This window comes from Sphingopyxis sp. H115 (genome assembly GCF_001468465.1).
Classification (GTDB): Bacteria; Pseudomonadota; Alphaproteobacteria; order Sphingomonadales; family Sphingomonadaceae; genus Sphingopyxis.
This window is the reverse complement of record NZ_LNSA01000002.1, coordinates 93,143-107,664: the sequence shown is the minus strand read 5'-3', so window position 1 is coordinate 107,664 and position 14,522 is coordinate 93,143. Positions and strand designations below refer to the sequence as shown.

Annotated in this window: 13 protein-coding genes; 9 read left to right on the top strand and 4 right to left on the bottom strand. The window is 67.7% G+C overall.

Annotated elements, in window-relative coordinates:
• The first annotated feature begins 22 nt into the window (after positions 1-22).
• The 6 genes from ATE71_RS02155 (at position 23) to xth (ending at position 6,052) form a co-directional block, all read left to right on the top strand.
• Entirely contained in the window at positions 23-2,731 is a 2,709-nt protein-coding gene (locus tag ATE71_RS02155; RefSeq protein WP_058801776.1) for a bifunctional [glutamine synthetase] adenylyltransferase/[glutamine synthetase]-adenylyl-L-tyrosine phosphorylase, read from the top strand.
• On the top strand, positions 2,728-3,192 hold the full coding sequence (locus ATE71_RS02150) for a peroxiredoxin (RefSeq protein WP_201022913.1): 465 nt from the start codon (positions 2,728-2,730) through the stop codon (positions 3,190-3,192). Before ATE71_RS02155 ends, ATE71_RS02150 begins: the two co-directional genes overlap by 4 nt.
• Before the next feature lies 1 nt (position 3,193).
• A complete protein-coding gene (locus tag ATE71_RS02145) occupies positions 3,194-3,985 on the top strand; it encodes a ferritin-like domain-containing protein (protein WP_058801774.1) in 792 nt (263 codons plus the stop codon).
• Between the two features lie 185 nt (positions 3,986-4,170).
• On the top strand, positions 4,171-4,803 hold the full coding sequence (locus tag ATE71_RS02140; protein ID WP_235587869.1) for a M23 family metallopeptidase: 633 nt from the start codon (positions 4,171-4,173) through the stop codon (positions 4,801-4,803).
• Positions 4,804-4,899: 96 nt separating this feature from the next.
• Positions 4,900-5,241 carry an iron-sulfur cluster insertion protein ErpA gene (gene erpA / locus ATE71_RS02135; protein WP_058801944.1) on the top strand — a complete coding sequence of 114 codons (342 nt, stop codon included), beginning with the start codon at positions 4,900-4,902 and terminating at the stop codon, positions 5,239-5,241.
• 40 nt (positions 5,242-5,281) lie between these two features.
• Positions 5,282-6,052 carry an exodeoxyribonuclease III gene (gene xth, locus ATE71_RS02130; RefSeq protein ID WP_058801770.1) on the top strand — a complete coding sequence of 257 codons (771 nt, stop codon included), beginning with the start codon at positions 5,282-5,284 and terminating at the stop codon, positions 6,050-6,052.
• A gap of 132 nt (positions 6,053-6,184) precedes the next feature.
• Here xth and ATE71_RS02125 read toward each other — a convergent pair whose 3' ends face one another.
• From ATE71_RS02125 to ATE71_RS02115, 3 genes are all read right to left on the bottom strand, one after another.
• A complete protein-coding gene (locus ATE71_RS02125) occupies positions 6,185-7,306 on the bottom strand; it encodes a DUF1501 domain-containing protein (RefSeq protein ID WP_058801768.1) in 1,122 nt (373 codons plus the stop codon).
• A gap of 3 nt (positions 7,307-7,309) precedes the next feature.
• On the bottom strand, positions 7,310-8,740 hold the full coding sequence (locus ATE71_RS02120; RefSeq protein ID WP_058801766.1) for a DUF1800 domain-containing protein: 1,431 nt from the start codon (positions 8,738-8,740) through the stop codon (positions 7,310-7,312).
• A 64-nt stretch (positions 8,741-8,804) separates the two neighbouring features.
• Positions 8,805-9,971, bottom strand: coding sequence for a hypothetical protein (locus tag ATE71_RS02115; RefSeq protein WP_058801764.1), 1,167 nt, complete (start codon positions 9,969-9,971; stop codon positions 8,805-8,807).
• A gap of 117 nt (positions 9,972-10,088) precedes the next feature.
• Here ATE71_RS02115 and ATE71_RS02110 point away from each other — a divergent pair, with 117 nt between their 5' ends.
• Entirely contained in the window at positions 10,089-11,195 is a 1,107-nt protein-coding gene (locus ATE71_RS02110) for a fatty acid desaturase family protein (protein ID WP_058801762.1), read from the top strand.
• An 80-nt stretch (positions 11,196-11,275) separates the two neighbouring features.
• On the opposite strand, the gene ATE71_RS02105 is transcribed toward ATE71_RS02110, so the two are convergent.
• Complete coding sequence (locus ATE71_RS02105; protein WP_058801761.1) at positions 11,276-12,190, bottom strand: LysR family transcriptional regulator; 915 nt, start codon at positions 12,188-12,190, stop codon at positions 11,276-11,278.
• Positions 12,191-12,276: 86 nt separating this feature from the next.
• On the opposite strand from ATE71_RS02105, the gene ATE71_RS02100 reads away from it, so the two are divergent.
• A complete protein-coding gene (locus ATE71_RS02100) occupies positions 12,277-13,311 on the top strand; it encodes an aldo/keto reductase (RefSeq protein ID WP_058801759.1) in 1,035 nt (344 codons plus the stop codon).
• Between the two features lie 14 nt (positions 13,312-13,325).
• Positions 13,326-14,489: an MFS transporter gene (locus ATE71_RS02095; protein ID WP_058801757.1), complete on the top strand. Its 1,164-nt coding sequence runs from the start codon at positions 13,326-13,328 to the stop codon at positions 14,487-14,489.
• Positions 14,490-14,522: the final 33 nt, after the last annotated feature.

Here is a 14,522-nt window from a genome sequence, read left to right as displayed (position 1 = left end):
TGGCGGGCGATAGCGGCGGTCGATGACCGCACCAGACGCTTTCGCGCGCCAGTCCGCGCTTGACCGGCTCACCGCCCATGCGCCTTTCCTCGCGCGGCTCGCCGAGCTCAACCCCGACGATGTGACGCGTTTCCTTGCCGACGGAACCGACGCGGCACTGGCCGACGTCGCACCACCGCCCGTCGACGACGATATCATGCGGTCGCTGCGCCTTTGGCGCGGCCGGATGGCGCTGCTGCTCGCGCTCGGCGACCTGTCGGGCGAACATGATGTCCGGGCGACGACGCGGCTGCTTTCGGACTTTGCCGATCGGGCGTGCGACTCCGCGCTCGCCGCCGCCTTTGCCGAGCGCGTGCCCGGCGAGGAACCGCGCGGCCTGTCGGTGATCGCGCTCGGCAAGCTCGGCAGCCACGAACTCAATTATTCGTCCGACATCGACCCGATCCTGATCTTCAACCCCGACACGCTGCCGCGCCGTTCGCGCGACGATCCGGGCGAGGCGGCGGTACGGATCGCGCGGCGGATGACCGAGATTTTGTCGGCGCGCACCGGCGACGGGCATGTGCTGCGCGTCGACCTGCGCCTGCGTCCGCATCCCGAGGTGACGCCGATCGTGCTGCCCGAAAGCGCGGCGATATCCTATTATGAGTCCGAGGCGCTGGCATGGGAACAGGCCGCCTTCATCCGCAGCCGCGCGTCGGCGGGCGACCGCGCGCTCGGCGAAGATTTCCTTGCGGCGATCCAGCCCTTCATCTGGCGCCGCAGCCTCGATTTCCGGCAACTCAAGGAAATTGGCGCGATGAGCGACCGGATCCGCGATCATTTCGCGCAGGGGCAGGCGTTCGGGCCGGGGTTTGACCTGAAACGCGGGCGTGGCGGCATCCGCGAGATCGAGTTTTTCGCGCAGGTCCACCAGCTCATCTATGGCGGGCGCGATCCGTCGCTGCGCGTTCCCGCGACGGTCGATGCGCTCGCGGCGTTGGCTGCGGTCGGGCGGATCGAGCCCGATGTCGCGACGCGGCTTTCGGGCCATTATGCGACGCTCCGCCGGATCGAACACCGGCTTCAGATGATCGAGGACCAGCAGACGCATTGCCTGCCCACCCAGGAAGCGGCGCTCGATTGCGTCGCGCGGCTCGATGGCGAAACCGACGGTGCGGCGCTGCTCGCGATGCTCGAACCCGTCGCCGCCGACGTCGGTGCCTGTTACGACCGGCTCGTCGCCGAGCGCGCGGTGACGACCGGCCTGCCCCGCGACGAGGGCGGCCTTGCGACACATCTGGTGGCGGCGGGCTTCGACCCGCCCGACGCCGCGCTGCGCACCATCGCCGAATGGCGCGGCGGCAAGCTGCGCGCGCTGCGCAGCCCGGCGGCCCTCGACGCGCTCGAAACCGTGCTGCCCGAACTGGTGAGGGCGCTCGGCGCGGCGCCCGATCCGCAAGCGGCGCTGACGCGCTTCGACAAGCTGGTGGCGGGCCTGCCGAGCGCGGTGGGTTTTTTCCACCTGCTCGCCGCGCAGCCCGAGCTGGCGAAGATCGCGACGCGCACGCTTTCGCTCGCGCCGACGCTTGCCGATGCGCTTGGCGCGCGCGTCGAACTGATCGAGGGCCTGATCGACAAGCGCGCGTTCGAAGCGCCTGCGGCCAAGGCCGAACTGCTTGCCGAGTGGGAGGCCGGGCTTGCCGGGCTCGACTATGAGCGCCTGCTCGACCGTGTGCGCGACCGCGTCGGCGAACGGCGTTTCGCTTATGGCGTACAACTGATCGCCGGGGCGACCGATCCGCTCGCGATCGCGTGCGGCTATTCCGAACTGGCCGAGGCGGCGTTGCAATTGCTGGCCGACGCGACGGTCGCCGAATTTGTCGAGGCGCATGGACGGATCGCGGACAGCGAATTGGTGGTGCTCGCGCTGGGGCGGCTCGGGGGGAGGGCGCTGACGCATGCGTCGGACCTCGACCTCATCTATCTGTTCACCGGCGACCATCTCGCCGAATCCGACGGACCGCGGCCGCTCGGCGCGACGACCTATTACAACCGGCTCGCGCAGCGCGTGACCGCGGCGATGTCGGTGCCGACCGCGGCGGGCAAGCTCTACGATGTTGACACGCGCCTCAGGCCCCAGGGCGCGCAGGGGCCGTTGGTGGTCACGCTCGACAGCTTCGAACGCTATCAGCGCGAAGAGGCGTGGACGTGGGAGCATATGGCGCTCCTCCGCGCGCGGCCGGTCTATGGCTCCGATGCCGCAAAGGCGGCAGTGCAGACGGTCATCGGCGACCTGCTCGCCATCCCGCGCGATGCGGGGAGGATTGCCGCCGATGCCGCCGGAATGCGCGACAAGATCGCCGCACACAAGCCGGCGAAGGGCGCGCTCGATATCAAGGGCGGACCGGGCGGGCTCGTCGATCTGGAATTCGCGATGCAGGTGACGCAGCTTGTGAGCGGCCGGTGCCACGATCCGAATATTGCGGCGGCGCTGGCGTGCCTCAAGGCCGCCGGGCTGGCGCCCGCCGCGGTGTGCGACGCGCACGGCCTGCTTGCGCGCATGCTCGTCATGCTGCGCCTCACCGCGCCCGAGGGCGAGCCGCCGACGGCGGCGGCGCGGCAGTTGGTGGCAAGCCAGTGCGGCGAGCCCGGCTGGCCGCAGATGCTTGCCGCGCACGACGCAGCGCGGCAGGAGATCGCAAATTGGTGGGCCTCGATTCGCCCCGCACAGCAGGAGACAAAGCCGTGACACTCGCCATCGGAGACGCCATTCCCCCGGTCAAGCTGCTCGACGCCGACGGCGCGGCGATCGATCTTGCCGCGATGAAGGGCGCGCCGCTTATCGTCTATTTCTATCCAAAGGCCGATACGCCGGGCTGCACGACCGAGGCGCAGGACTTCACTCGCCTCGCCCCCGAATTCGCGCATCTGGAGGCGCAGGTGCTCGCGGTGTCGCGCGACGCGCCGGCAAAACTCTGCAAGTTCCGCGACAAATATGGGCTCACCGTCCGCCTCGCGTCGGACGAGGATGGCGCGGTGTGCGAGGCATTTGGGACGTGGGTCGAAAAGCAGAATTACGGCCGCACCTACATGGGGATCGAACGGTCCACTTTCCTCTTCGGCCGCGACGGCAAGCTGGCGAAAGAGTGGCGAAAGGTGCGGGTGAAAGGCCATGCCGACGCCGTGCTGGAGGCCGCAAAGGCGCTTTGACATGCCGACGCTGGGCGAAGCCGCGCGTGCGGTCCTGCTGACCGCGGATCCGCACGATAAACGCCGCGCGGCGCGCCGTCTCGCGCGGGCGTGGCGGCGCGGCGAGCTCGAACATCGCTGCGACGTTCCGATGCCAGGCCAGCCCGCGTGGCCCGCGCGGCCCGAACTGCTCACGCCCAGCCAGATGCCGCGTCGCCGCAAGGGCGGGTCGGACCGGGGCCGCATCGCCATGCTCCACGCGCTCGCGCATATCGAGTTCGTCGCGATCGACCTAGCGGTCGATCTGGTCGGCCGGTTCGGCGGCGAGTTTCCGCGCGGCTTCGTCGACGACTGGATCGGCGTTGCGGCCGACGAGGCGATGCATTTCGCGCTGCTCGACCGGCGGCTGCGCCAGATCGGCAGCTTCTATGGCGATCTGCCCGCGCATGCGGGGTTGTGGGAAGCGGCGCAGCTCACCGCCGACGACGCGCTCGCGCGCCTTGCGATCGTCCCGATGGTGCTCGAAGCGCGCGGCCTCGACGTGACGCCGATGACCGTCGAGCGCTTCCGGGGTGCCGGCGACGAAGCTTCTGCGAAGATTTTATCGCGCATTTACAACGACGAAATCCGTCATGTGAGCGCGGGCACAGACTGGTTCCGGCAAAAGTGCGACGAAAGGGGATTCAACGTCGTCGAAACGTGGCAGGCGCTCGTAAAATCGCGATTTCGCGGCAGTTTGAAGCCGCCATTCAACGACTCGGCGCGTGAGCGTGCCGGTTTAACGCAAGAATTCTACGCTGTTATTGCTTCGTAAGGATTGGAACAGCACACAGGCTTCCGCGGGGGATGAGCAATCATCCAAACCAAGAAACACCGGCGCCAAGGCCCGTTTATGGACTTTGGCGACATGGCAAACGCGGGGTCGTCGTTTTGATTAACACTCTTCTGGCGCAGAAGTTGCACCAAGTCGCAATTCTTTGCGTAGCAGCAAGTTTCGGATTGGCCGCTCCGGCCGTCCACGCCGTCGAAACCAGCGCCGATGCCGGCATCATCGTTCCCGACGAGCCCGATGACGACAGCTTTACCGCTGGCGTGCCCTCGGCCAGCGAAGACAGCGAAGCACGCGCGATCTTCCAGGCGTGGAAGCGTCTCGATACCGGCCTGACGGCGTCGATCGGGGTTTCGGTTCCGTCGCGTCGCCCGATCGAAAAAATGTCGCTCTCGTCCTCCTATGGCATGCGCGTCCACCCGGTCACCGGCAAGGTCGCACGCCACAATGGCATCGATATTCCGGCGCCGCACGGCACCCCGATCTACGCAACCGCCGACGGCATCGTCGGCCGCGCCCAGCGCCTCGGCGGCTATGGCAATTATGTCGAAGTCGAACATGGCAACGCGATCCAGACGCGCTACGGCCATATGTCGTCCTACATCGTGCGCCCCGGGCAACAGGTGAAAAAGGGCGACATCCTCGGCTATGTCGGTTCGACCGGCCGTTCGACCGGCAACCACCTCCATTATGAAGTCCGCATCGAAGGCGCCCCGGTCAATCCGATGCCTTTCGTTCGCTCGGATCAGATGGCGATCGCCGCGATCACCGGCAAGAATGTCGCGATGGGCGGCCCCGAATAAGAATTAACCAGGCTTTCCTGGGTCGGAGAGGAGGGCGCTCCACGGCTGATGCCGGGGCGCCCTTTTCTTTTGCAACCGACGCCCTATCTTGACGCCATGGCCACGCAGCTTTCCGATATCACCCTGTCGCCCGCCGCCGCGGCGCGCGTCCGCTGGATCGCCGACCGCAAGGGCGAGGCCGACGCAGCGTTGCGCCTCGCGGTCGATGGCGGCGGCTGTTCGGGCTTCACCTATCGCTTTGGCCTCGCCGACAGCATCGACGCCGACGACATCGTCAGCGAAACCGACGGTGTGAAGCTCGTCGTCGATCCGGTCAGCATCGACCTGGTGCGCGGCTGCATCGTCGATTTCGTCGATTCGCTCGGCGGCTCGTCGTTCAAGGTCGAAAATCCCAACGCCGCCTCGGGTTGCGGCTGCGGGTCCAGCTTCTCGATCTGACGCCTTTCCCCGCCGCCTGCTTGCTGGCATAGCTGCGGCCATGAAAATCGCGACCTTCAATATTAACGGGATCAAGGCCCGCTTGCCGCGCCTCGTCGAATGGCTCGAAGAAACGCAGCCCGATATCGCCTGCCTGCAGGAATTGAAATCGAGCGACGAAACGATGCCGACGAAGGAGATCGAGGCGGCGGGTTACGGCTTCCTCTATCACGGGCAAAAGGGCTTCAACGGCGTCGCGATCCTCGCCAAGGGCACGCAGCCGGTCGAAACGCAGCGCGGGCTGGCGGGCGAGGACGAGGATGAGCAGTCGCGTTATCTCGAGGCCGACGTCCACGGCCTGCGCGTCGGTTGCATCTACCTGCCCAACGGCAATCCCCAACCCGGCCCCAAATTCGATTACAAGCTGCGCTGGATGGCGCGGCTGCGCGAGCGCGCGAAAGTTCTTCTCGCTTCCGAAATTCCGACCATCCTGACCGGCGACTACAATGTCATCCCGCACGACGACGATGTGTGGGACCCGCGCGCGATGTCGACCGACGCGCTGATGCAGCCCGATTCGCGCGATGCGTGGTTCCGCCTGCTCGGCGACGGCTGGACCGACGCGATCCGCAGCCGTCATCCGGCGGGCGGTGTGTGGACCTTCTGGGACTATCAGGCGGGCGGGTGGCAGCGCGACCATGGCTTTCGCATCGACCATCTGCTCTTGAGCCCCGCGCTCGCCGACCGGCTGGTCGATGCCGGCGTCGACAAGGATCACCGCGGGCGCGAGAAGGCGAGCGACCATGCGCCGACCTGGGCGGTTTTGTCGTAGATTTTTCCACTGACGTGGAAGAGCGGCACCGGCCCGCTCCCCCACCCGGCCTCCCCGACGATAGTGGTCTATGGGAGGCCGGGTGGGGGAGCGGGCCGGTGCCGCTCTGCTTCGGCCGCGCCGAAGCGACCCTCACGCGTCGGGATACAGGGTCGTCATCACCCGCTTGGGATCGAGCGCATAATGATGCGCGACCGCCCCCGCGATTACGCTTTCGAGACTGCGTGTCGGCTTGAGGTCGCGGCCTTCGTATCGCGCGGCGGTCGCCAGCCCCGGCCAATCCGCCGAGACCTTGCCGCCTGCCGCCAGCCTGCCGCCCAGTAGCATCGCCGTCGATGCGGTGCCATGGTCGGTGCCGCCGGTGCCGTTGACCTCGACCGTGCGGCCGAATTCGGTCGCGACGATCACGAGCGTCTCGTTCCACGCCGGACCGAGCCCCGTCTGCAACGCGCCGATCAGCTGGTCGAGCCCGCGCAGCTGCGCGGCAAGCCGCCCGCGCTGGCCGCTGTGCGTGTCCCAGCCGCCGGTTTCGACCATCATCACGCGCGCGCCATCGGCGGGCATCATCAGCGACGCGGCGAGCTTGCCGAGGTCGGCGCCGTTGCGGCCATTGTTGCCGCCGATGTCGCTCGCCAGTTCCTGCGTCCTGACCGCGCTGTCCCACAAGGGATGGAGCAGCGGGTCGTTCGCATACATGGCGGTCAGCCGCGCGATCAAGTCGGCGTCGGCCTGCGGCAGGCGGCTCGGCGCATAGGTGCCGACCTGCACCGACCCGCGCAGCGCGAGCGGGACGGCGGGTGCGATGGCGATCGCATCGCGCTCGGCGGCGGGCAGCAGGGTCAGCAGCCGCCCGACCCAGCCGTCGTCGCGGCCATAGGGCCGCGCCCCGCCGCCTTCGAGCATATTCTGTCCGTCGAAATGCGACCGGTCGCGATAGGCCGTTGCGACCGCGTGCGCGAAATGTGCCTGCTTGCCGGTGTAAAGGCTCGCGGTCTGCGCAAGCGACGGGTGCAAGGTAAACAGGGCGTCGAGCTTCACGCCGCCCGCGCTTTCGTCGGCCAGCGCGCGGCGCGCGGCGGCAAAGGCCGGGTCGCCCGTCGGCGCAACGGTGGCGAGCCCGTCGGCGGCGCCGCGCTGGATGACGAAGACGAGGCGCTTCGGCGTGCCCGCGGCGGCATAGGCAAAGCGGGGCAGCGCGCCCGCGGCGGCGACGGTGATGCCCGACAGGATGATGGAACGGCGCGAGAGGATCATCGTCTATCTCCGCAAAAAAGCCGGGCTCGCGAACAGCATCGCGATACCCTGTCCGGGGCTGTCGGCGCGCGAGATCGCCTGTGCCGTTTCGGGGGTGAGTGCGTCGGCGAGGACGAGCGGCGCCAGCACGCGCGCATCGGCGCGGTCGCCGATCCGCCCCGCGATGCGGCTCGCCAGTTCGACGCGCTGCATCAGCGCCGCCGATCCGGCCCAGGTCGCGACCATGTCGTCATAGCCCTTGGGCGATCCGGGGCGCCACACCGGCTGGCCGAGCTGGGCAAACATCGCGGCGATATTCTGGCGCTCGCCAAGCCCCGGCGCTTTCAGGGCGCGCAGCATCGACACCGTCCAGTCCCATGGCGATTTGAACATCGCGGGTTCGGCCGCCCAGGGCTCGGGTGAGGCGATGAGCGTGCGATAGAGCGAGGGCAAGTCGCCGCCGGTGCGTTCGAAATCCTGCGCCAGCCGGCCGACGAGCGGCGCGGGCGGTTCGTCGCCGGTGAAGTGGCGCGCAAGCTTGGTCGCGACATGGCGCGCGGTCGCGGGATGGACGGCCAGATCGCGCAGCACCTCCTCGGCCTGTTTCGCCCCGGGCTGGCCGTAACTCTTGCCCAGGATCGTCTGCGCCCCCGGCTGGTGGAGCCGGTCGACGAAGACGGTCTCGCCCGGTCGTGCGTTGGCCGGCATCAGCCGCTGTCCTGCCCCCCGCCCGAGCCCGGCGACGGTCAGCCCCGTCAGCGCCTTGGCGAAATTCGTGACATCGGCCTGCGTATAGCCGGCGCGCACGCCGAGCGTATGCAGCTCCATGATTTCGCGCGCCAGATTCTCGTTGAGCCCCGGTGCCTGCCGTTTGCCGCGGTTCCGCACGCGCGTCGCAAAGACGCTGTCGGGTCCGAAGCTTTGCGCCTGGTCGAGGAACAGCAGCATCGCGGGATGATGGACCGCAGCGACCAGCAGGTCGGAAAATTTGCCCATGATATGCGGGCGGATTGCCTCATTCTCGTAATTGCCGGCGAAGCCCACGACCGTCTGCTTGTCGGCCGAGATCGCGAAATGATTGGCCCAGAAATGAACGAGGCGCTCGGCGAAGGGCGTCGGCGTCGCGACCGCCGCGGCAAGGCGCGCGCTCGCGGCCTCGCCGTAATGGCGGCGGAACCCCGCGCGCGCCATGCGGCGCATCGCTTCGGCCGCGTCGCCGCCGTCGTCGCCCATTTGCGCATTTGTCGCGTCGCGGCGCATTGCCTGCCGCTCGTCGCGATATTCGGCATAGGCGATGGCGATCGCCTCGCGCCCCGCCAGCCCCGCGATCGCCGCGGGCGCGGGGTCATAGTCGCCGATCTGGCGGGTCAGCCAGTCTTTCGGGTCGTCCACCGCCGGATCGTCGAAACGGCGGCCGAGCCCGAAACGGTTGGCGGCAAGATACTGGACTGCCATGACAAACCTTTCCGTGCCCCCAAACGCACGATGACGGCCATTTGTCGCAAAGCTGTCCCAGCGATCAGAGCGATTTGTCGTAAATCTGGTACACCCGGTTGACCTTCGCCTCGATCGCCTCGGCGACGGCATTCATTCCCTGATTGTCGTCGAGCACCCAGCCGATGTCGCCTTGTTTGGCGTCATAGTCACGCACCGCGTCGCGGCGGATGAACTCGATCATCATGAACGCCAGCGTGCTGGCCATGCGGCTGTTCTGCAGCTTTTTTGCGACGCCCATCAACGGAACGCGCAGGATGCGGCTCTTGGGTTTGCGCAGCCACCACAGCAATCGCGCCCAGTTGAAGGGCAGCAGCGAGCCATCCATGTCGATCAGCAGCTGGTTGATGTTGGGCAGCACGATCATGAACGCGACCGGTTCGCCATCGAGTTCGGCGACACGGATCAGATCCTCGAACACGATGTCCTTCAGCTTCTTGCCGACATAGGCGATTTCGCTGTCGGTCAGCGGTACGAAGCCCCAATTGTCCGACCAGGCGTCGTTGAGCAGCCCCATGATCAGCGTCGCTTCGGCGTCGAAGCGGCGCTTGTCGACCTTGCGGATACGGATCCGCGCGTTCTTCTCACCCGCCGCGACGATGCGGTTGACCAGCGGCGGAAAGCCGTCGGCAATGGCGACCGAATAGTTCAGAAGCTGCTTGGCGGGGGCATAGCCCGCGCCCTCGATCCAGCCGCGATAGAGCGGACTGTTGTGGCCGAGCATGATCGTCGGCGGCGTATCGAACCCCTCGATCAAGAGGCCGGGCTCGTCCCAGATCGAAATCGACAGCGGCCCCAGCGCGCGCGTCATGCCCCGCGTCCGCAGCCAGTCTTCGGCGGCGACGAGCAGCGCCTGCGCGCTCGCTTCGTCCTCGGCTTCGAGCAGCCCCCAGTTGCCGGTGCCCGGCCCCATGCCCTGTTCGGCCGGCTGCGCGAGCGCGAGTTCGTCGATATGCGCCGAGATGCGCCCGGTCGTGCGGCCATCGCGGCGCGCGAGGAAATATTGCGCCTTGCCATGTTCAAACCATGGATTCTTGCCGGGCGTGAGCAGGCCGTACACTTCGCCCTTCAGCGGCGGGACCCACGCCGGATCGCCGCGATTGAGCCGATAGGCGAGTTCGACAAATTCGCGCAGATCGGCCTTGTCCTTGACCGGGACGATCGTGATCGGGCCTTCGTTATGCGCGCTCATACTGGTTTCCTGAAATGCCAACCCTACATGGATGGCGACGCATTAGGGCATAGATAGGGCGCTGGCGACCCGCATTCGGCCATTTTGCTGCCACGAAACTATGGTTCTGGACTCGCTATGACGACGATCAATCCCCCCGCCGATCGGGTCGCGACTCCCTTCGCGCCGTCGGCCCCAAAGACGCCCAAATCCGCGATTGCGGACGATATGGCGATGATCCGCGCGGCGTCGGAGCTGACGCGCGATCTCGTGCAGCCGTCGGCGCGCATCTATTGGACCGACATGCTGGCGTCGGCCTTCATCGGCTATGCCGGCATCGCGGCGGCGATTTTTGCGCCGTCGACGCTATGGATGCTCGTCGCCGCGGCGATTTCGGTCGTTGCGCTCTACCGCGCGGGCAGCTTCATCCACGAACTCACGCATATTCGCAAGAATGCGCTGCCGGGCTTCCGCCTTGGCTGGAACATCCTCGTCGGCGTGCCGATGCTGATCCCCTCTTTCATGTATGAAGGGATTCACAGCCTGCACCACAACCGCACCAAATATGGCACGGTCGACGATCCCGAATATCTGCCGCTCGCGCTGATGAAGCCCTGGACTGTGCCGCTGTTCGTCGTCGCCGCGGCGTTCGCGCCGCTCGCACTCGTTTTCCGCTATGGCATTCTGACCCCGCTATCCTTCCTGATCCCGCCGCTGCGCCGGGTCGTGGTCGAACGCTATTCGGGGATGATCATCAACCCGCTGTTCCGCCGCAAGCCGCCCGAGGGCGAGTTCCGCCGCCAGTGGGCGTGGCAGGAAGGCGGCGCCTGGGCGTGGTCGACGCTGCTGATCGCTGCGGGCCTATTCGGCTGGGTGCCTTTGCGCGCGCTGGTCATCTTCGGCGCGATCGCATCGGCGACGCTGGTCCTCAACCAGATCCGCACGCTCGTCGCGCATCTGTGGGAAAATGACGGCGACGTGCTGACCGTGACCGGCCAGTTCCTCGACAGCGTCAACGTGCCGCCCCCGGGCCTCCTGCCCGAATTGTGGGCGCCGGTGGGCCTGCGCTATCACGCGCTGCACCATCTGCTGCCCGGCGTGCCCTATCACGCGCTGCCCGAGGCGCACCGCCGCCTCAAGGACGCGCTGCCCGCCGATTCGCAATATCATGGCGCGAATTACGACAGCCTGCCCAGGCTGGTGATGAACCTGGTCGCGGGTTCGGCGAAGGGCGCCGCGGCCTGAAGCCGCGCAGGCGCGGCCGGTTTCCGCCGGCCCCTTCCTGCGTCTTCCCGGACCCACGCCTCCCCGCGTCGCGGTTCCTATCACCCCCCGCGCCCCAGCCGCTCGACCAGGAAGTCGACGAACACCCGCACCCGCGCCGGGGTGTTCGCGCCGCCCGCGAAAACCGCGTGGATCACCTCGACGTCGCCCGGATTATACTCCTCGAGGATCGGGACGAGCGCGCCGCTCGCGATCTGGTCGGCGATGCTGAACGCGCCGACGCGGGCGATGCCGACCCCGGCAGCGGCGAGCTGCCCCAGCGTCTCGCCATTGTTCGCCTCGATATTGCCCTGCACCGCCAGCGCATAGTCGCGCGTGTCGTCGCGAAAAGGCCAGGTTGGTTCGGCGCGGCGGAAATTGAAATTCAGGCAGTTATGATCGTGCAGATCCTCCGGACGGCGCGGCGTGCCGTGCGCCGCCAGATAGGCGGGCGAGGCGACGATGACGCGGCGGCCTTCACCAAGCTTGCGCGCGGTGAGCGGGCTGTCGGCCAGCGGGCCGAAGCGGATCGCGACGTCGGCCTGTCCCGCGGCGATATCGACAAGCCGGTCCGCCAGGCTGATGTCGACCAGGATATGCGGATAGAGGCGCACGAAATCGCCGAGCAGCGGCACGATGCGCAGCCGGCCATGCGCTTGGGCCGCGCTGACGCGCAGCCGCCCGCGCGGGGCTCCCTGATCGGCGATCGCCTGTTCGGCGTCGCCAAGGTCGGCCAGGATGCGCCGCGCCGCGCGCAGATAGGCCTCCCCCTCGGGCGTGAGCGCAAGCGCGCGCGTCGACCGCAGCAACAGCCGCACGCCCAATCTGGCCTCGATCCGGTCTATCGTGCGGCTGACCGCCGACGGGGTGAGGCCAAGGCAGCGGCCCGCCGCGGAAAAACTGCCCTCCGCGACGGTTGCGACAAAGACCTCCATCGACCGCGCCCGATCGCTGCCGCCATCGATCTTTGCGTTCATTTCAAAAATCCTTCGCTTCGTGCGGCGCTACACCAGCCACATGTCCCCGTCCATCTATGCGTGCAACGCAATCGAAAGGACGGATAATGGAATATCGCCAATTGGGATCGTCGGGGCTGCGCGTCCCGGCCTTGAGTTTCGGGACCGGCACCTTCGGCGGGCAGGGACCGCTGTTCGGCGCGTGGGGCACGAGCGACGCGGCCGAGGCGCGGCGCCTGATCGACATCAGCCTCGACGCCGGGGTGACCCTGTTCGACACCGCCGACGTCTATTCGAACGGTGCGTCGGAGGAGATTTTGGGCGAAGCGATCAAGGGCCGCCGCGACGCGGTACTCATCTCGACCAAGACCGGGCTGCCGATGGGCGACGGGCCGCAGGACTGGGGCGCCTCGCGCAGCCGGTTGATCGGCGCGGTCGACGCCGCGCTCCGCCGGCTCGGCACCGACCATATCGACCTGCTCCAGCTCCACGCCTTCGACGCGTCGACTCCCGTCGAAGAACTGATGGACACGCTGGCGACGCTGATCGCCGCGGGCAAGCTCCGCTACGCCGGCGTCTCGAACTATCCGGGCTGGCAGCTGATGAAGGCGCAGGCGGCGGCCGGCCGGCGCGGCACGCCGCGCTTCGTCGCGCACCAGGTCTATTATTCGCTGATCGGGCGCGCTTATGAAGCCGACCTGATGCCGCTCGCCGCCGATCAGGGGATCGGCGCGCTGGTGTGGAGCCCGCTCGGCTGGGGACGCCTCACCGGCAAGATCGGGCGCGGGCGCCCGCTCCCCGCGGGCAGCCGCCTCCACGAAACCGAACAGTTCGCGCCGCCGGTCGCCGAAGAACTGCTCTACCGCGTGATCGACGCGCTCGAAGCGATCGCCGCCGAAACCGGCAAGACGGTGCCGCAGGTCGCGATCAACTGGCTGCTCCGGCGCCCCACCGTGTCGTCGGTGATCATCGGCGCGCGGAACGAGGAACAGCTTCGCCAGAACCTTGGCGCGGTCGGCTGGGAACTGAACGCCGAACAGATAGCAGCACTCGACGCGGCAAGCGACGTGCTGCCGCCCTATCCGCACACGCCGTACCGGCAACAGGCGGGCTTCGCGCGCCTCAACCCGCCGCTCGTCTGATCGGAAGAACCGACATGAAAATCAACTTTCCCCTGCTCGCGCTCGCGACGGGCGCCTTCGGCATCGGCATCACCGAATTTGCCCCGATGGGGCTGCTCCCCGACATGGCCAAGGGGCTGGGCGTCTCGATCCCCGCCGCCGGGCTGCTCGTTTCGGCCTATGCGCTCGGCGTCATGCTCGGCGCGCCGCTGATGACGCTTGCCACCGCACGGATGAACCGCCGCACCCTTCTGATCGGCCTGATGGCGATCTTCACGCTCGGCAATTTCCTGTCCGCCATCGCGGGCGACTACACGACGCTGATGGTCGCGCGCGTGATCACCTCGCTCAATCACGGCGCCTTTTTCGGCGTCGGCTCGGTCGTCGCGGCGAGCCTCGTTCCGCCCGAGAAGCGCGCGAGCGCGGTCGCGGCGATGTTCATGGGGCTGACACTTGCGAATGTCATCGGCGTGCCGCTCGCGCCCTGGGTCGGCGAGACGTTCGGCTGGCGCGCCGCCTTCGGCGCGATCGCCGTCTGGGGGCTGATCACCATCGCGGCGCTGCGCTTTGCGCTTCCCGACATCGGCCGCGATACGGGTGGCAACATGCTCGCCGAACTCGGCGTGCTGAAGCGCCGCGAGGTGCTGATCGCGCTCGCGCTCACCGCGATCGGTTCGTCGGCGATGTTCACCGTCTTCACCTATATCGCGCCGATCCTGCGCGACGCCGCGGGGGCGGGGACCTTGTTCGTGACCGCGATGCTCGTCGTCTACGGGCTCGGGCTCACCGCGGGCAACTGGCTCGGCGGCCTGTTCGCCGACAAGTCGATCGACCGCACCCTGATCGTCTCGCTCGCCGGGCTCGCCGCGACGCTCGTGATTTTCGCGGGTGCGATGTTCCAGCCGCTCGCGGCGGCGGTCACCATTTTCGTCTGGGGAGTCGCGACCTTCGCGATCGTCCCGCCGCTCCAGATGCGCGTGATGGAGGCGGCGTCCGATGCGCCCAATCTGGCCTCGGCGGTCAATATCGGCGCCTTCAACCTCGGCAACGCCGTTGGCGCTGCGGTCGGCGGCGGGGTGATCGGCCTCGGGCTCGGCTATCCGGCGGTCTCGTTCGCGGGGGCGGCGATGGCGGTGACGGGACTTGCGATCGTAGTGGCGACGCGGACGCAAAAGGCTCCCGCGCTGGCCAAAGCCTGATTGCCATTTCGGCGGCGGGCCCTATGCAATCGG

Bases quoted from the DNA above. Each gene is read 5' to 3' on its own strand.
- ATE71_RS02095 (WP_058801757.1), top strand. From the start codon at position 13,326: ATGAAAATCAACTTTCCCCTGCTCGCGCTCGCGACGGGCGCCTTCGGC.
- erpA (WP_058801944.1), top strand. From the start codon at position 4,900: ATGGCCACGCAGCTTTCCGATATCACCCTGTCGCCCGCCGCCGCGGCG.
- xth (WP_058801770.1), top strand. From the start codon at position 5,282: ATGAAAATCGCGACCTTCAATATTAACGGGATCAAGGCCCGCTTGCCG.
- ATE71_RS02100 (WP_058801759.1), top strand. From the start codon at position 12,277: ATGGAATATCGCCAATTGGGATCGTCGGGGCTGCGCGTCCCGGCCTTG.
- ATE71_RS02105 (WP_058801761.1), bottom strand. From the start codon at position 12,190: ATGAACGCAAAGATCGATGGCGGCAGCGATCGGGCGCGGTCGATGGAG.
- ATE71_RS02115 (WP_058801764.1), bottom strand. From the start codon at position 9,971: ATGAGCGCGCATAACGAAGGCCCGATCACGATCGTCCCGGTCAAGGAC.
- ATE71_RS02120 (WP_058801766.1), bottom strand. From the start codon at position 8,740: ATGGCAGTCCAGTATCTTGCCGCCAACCGTTTCGGGCTCGGCCGCCGT.
- ATE71_RS02110 (WP_058801762.1), top strand. From the start codon at position 10,089: ATGACGACGATCAATCCCCCCGCCGATCGGGTCGCGACTCCCTTCGCG.
- ATE71_RS02155 (WP_058801776.1), top strand. From the start codon at position 23: ATGACCGCACCAGACGCTTTCGCGCGCCAGTCCGCGCTTGACCGGCTC.
- ATE71_RS02125 (WP_058801768.1), bottom strand. From the start codon at position 7,306: ATGATCCTCTCGCGCCGTTCCATCATCCTGTCGGGCATCACCGTCGCC.
- ATE71_RS02145 (WP_058801774.1), top strand. From the start codon at position 3,194: ATGCCGACGCTGGGCGAAGCCGCGCGTGCGGTCCTGCTGACCGCGGAT.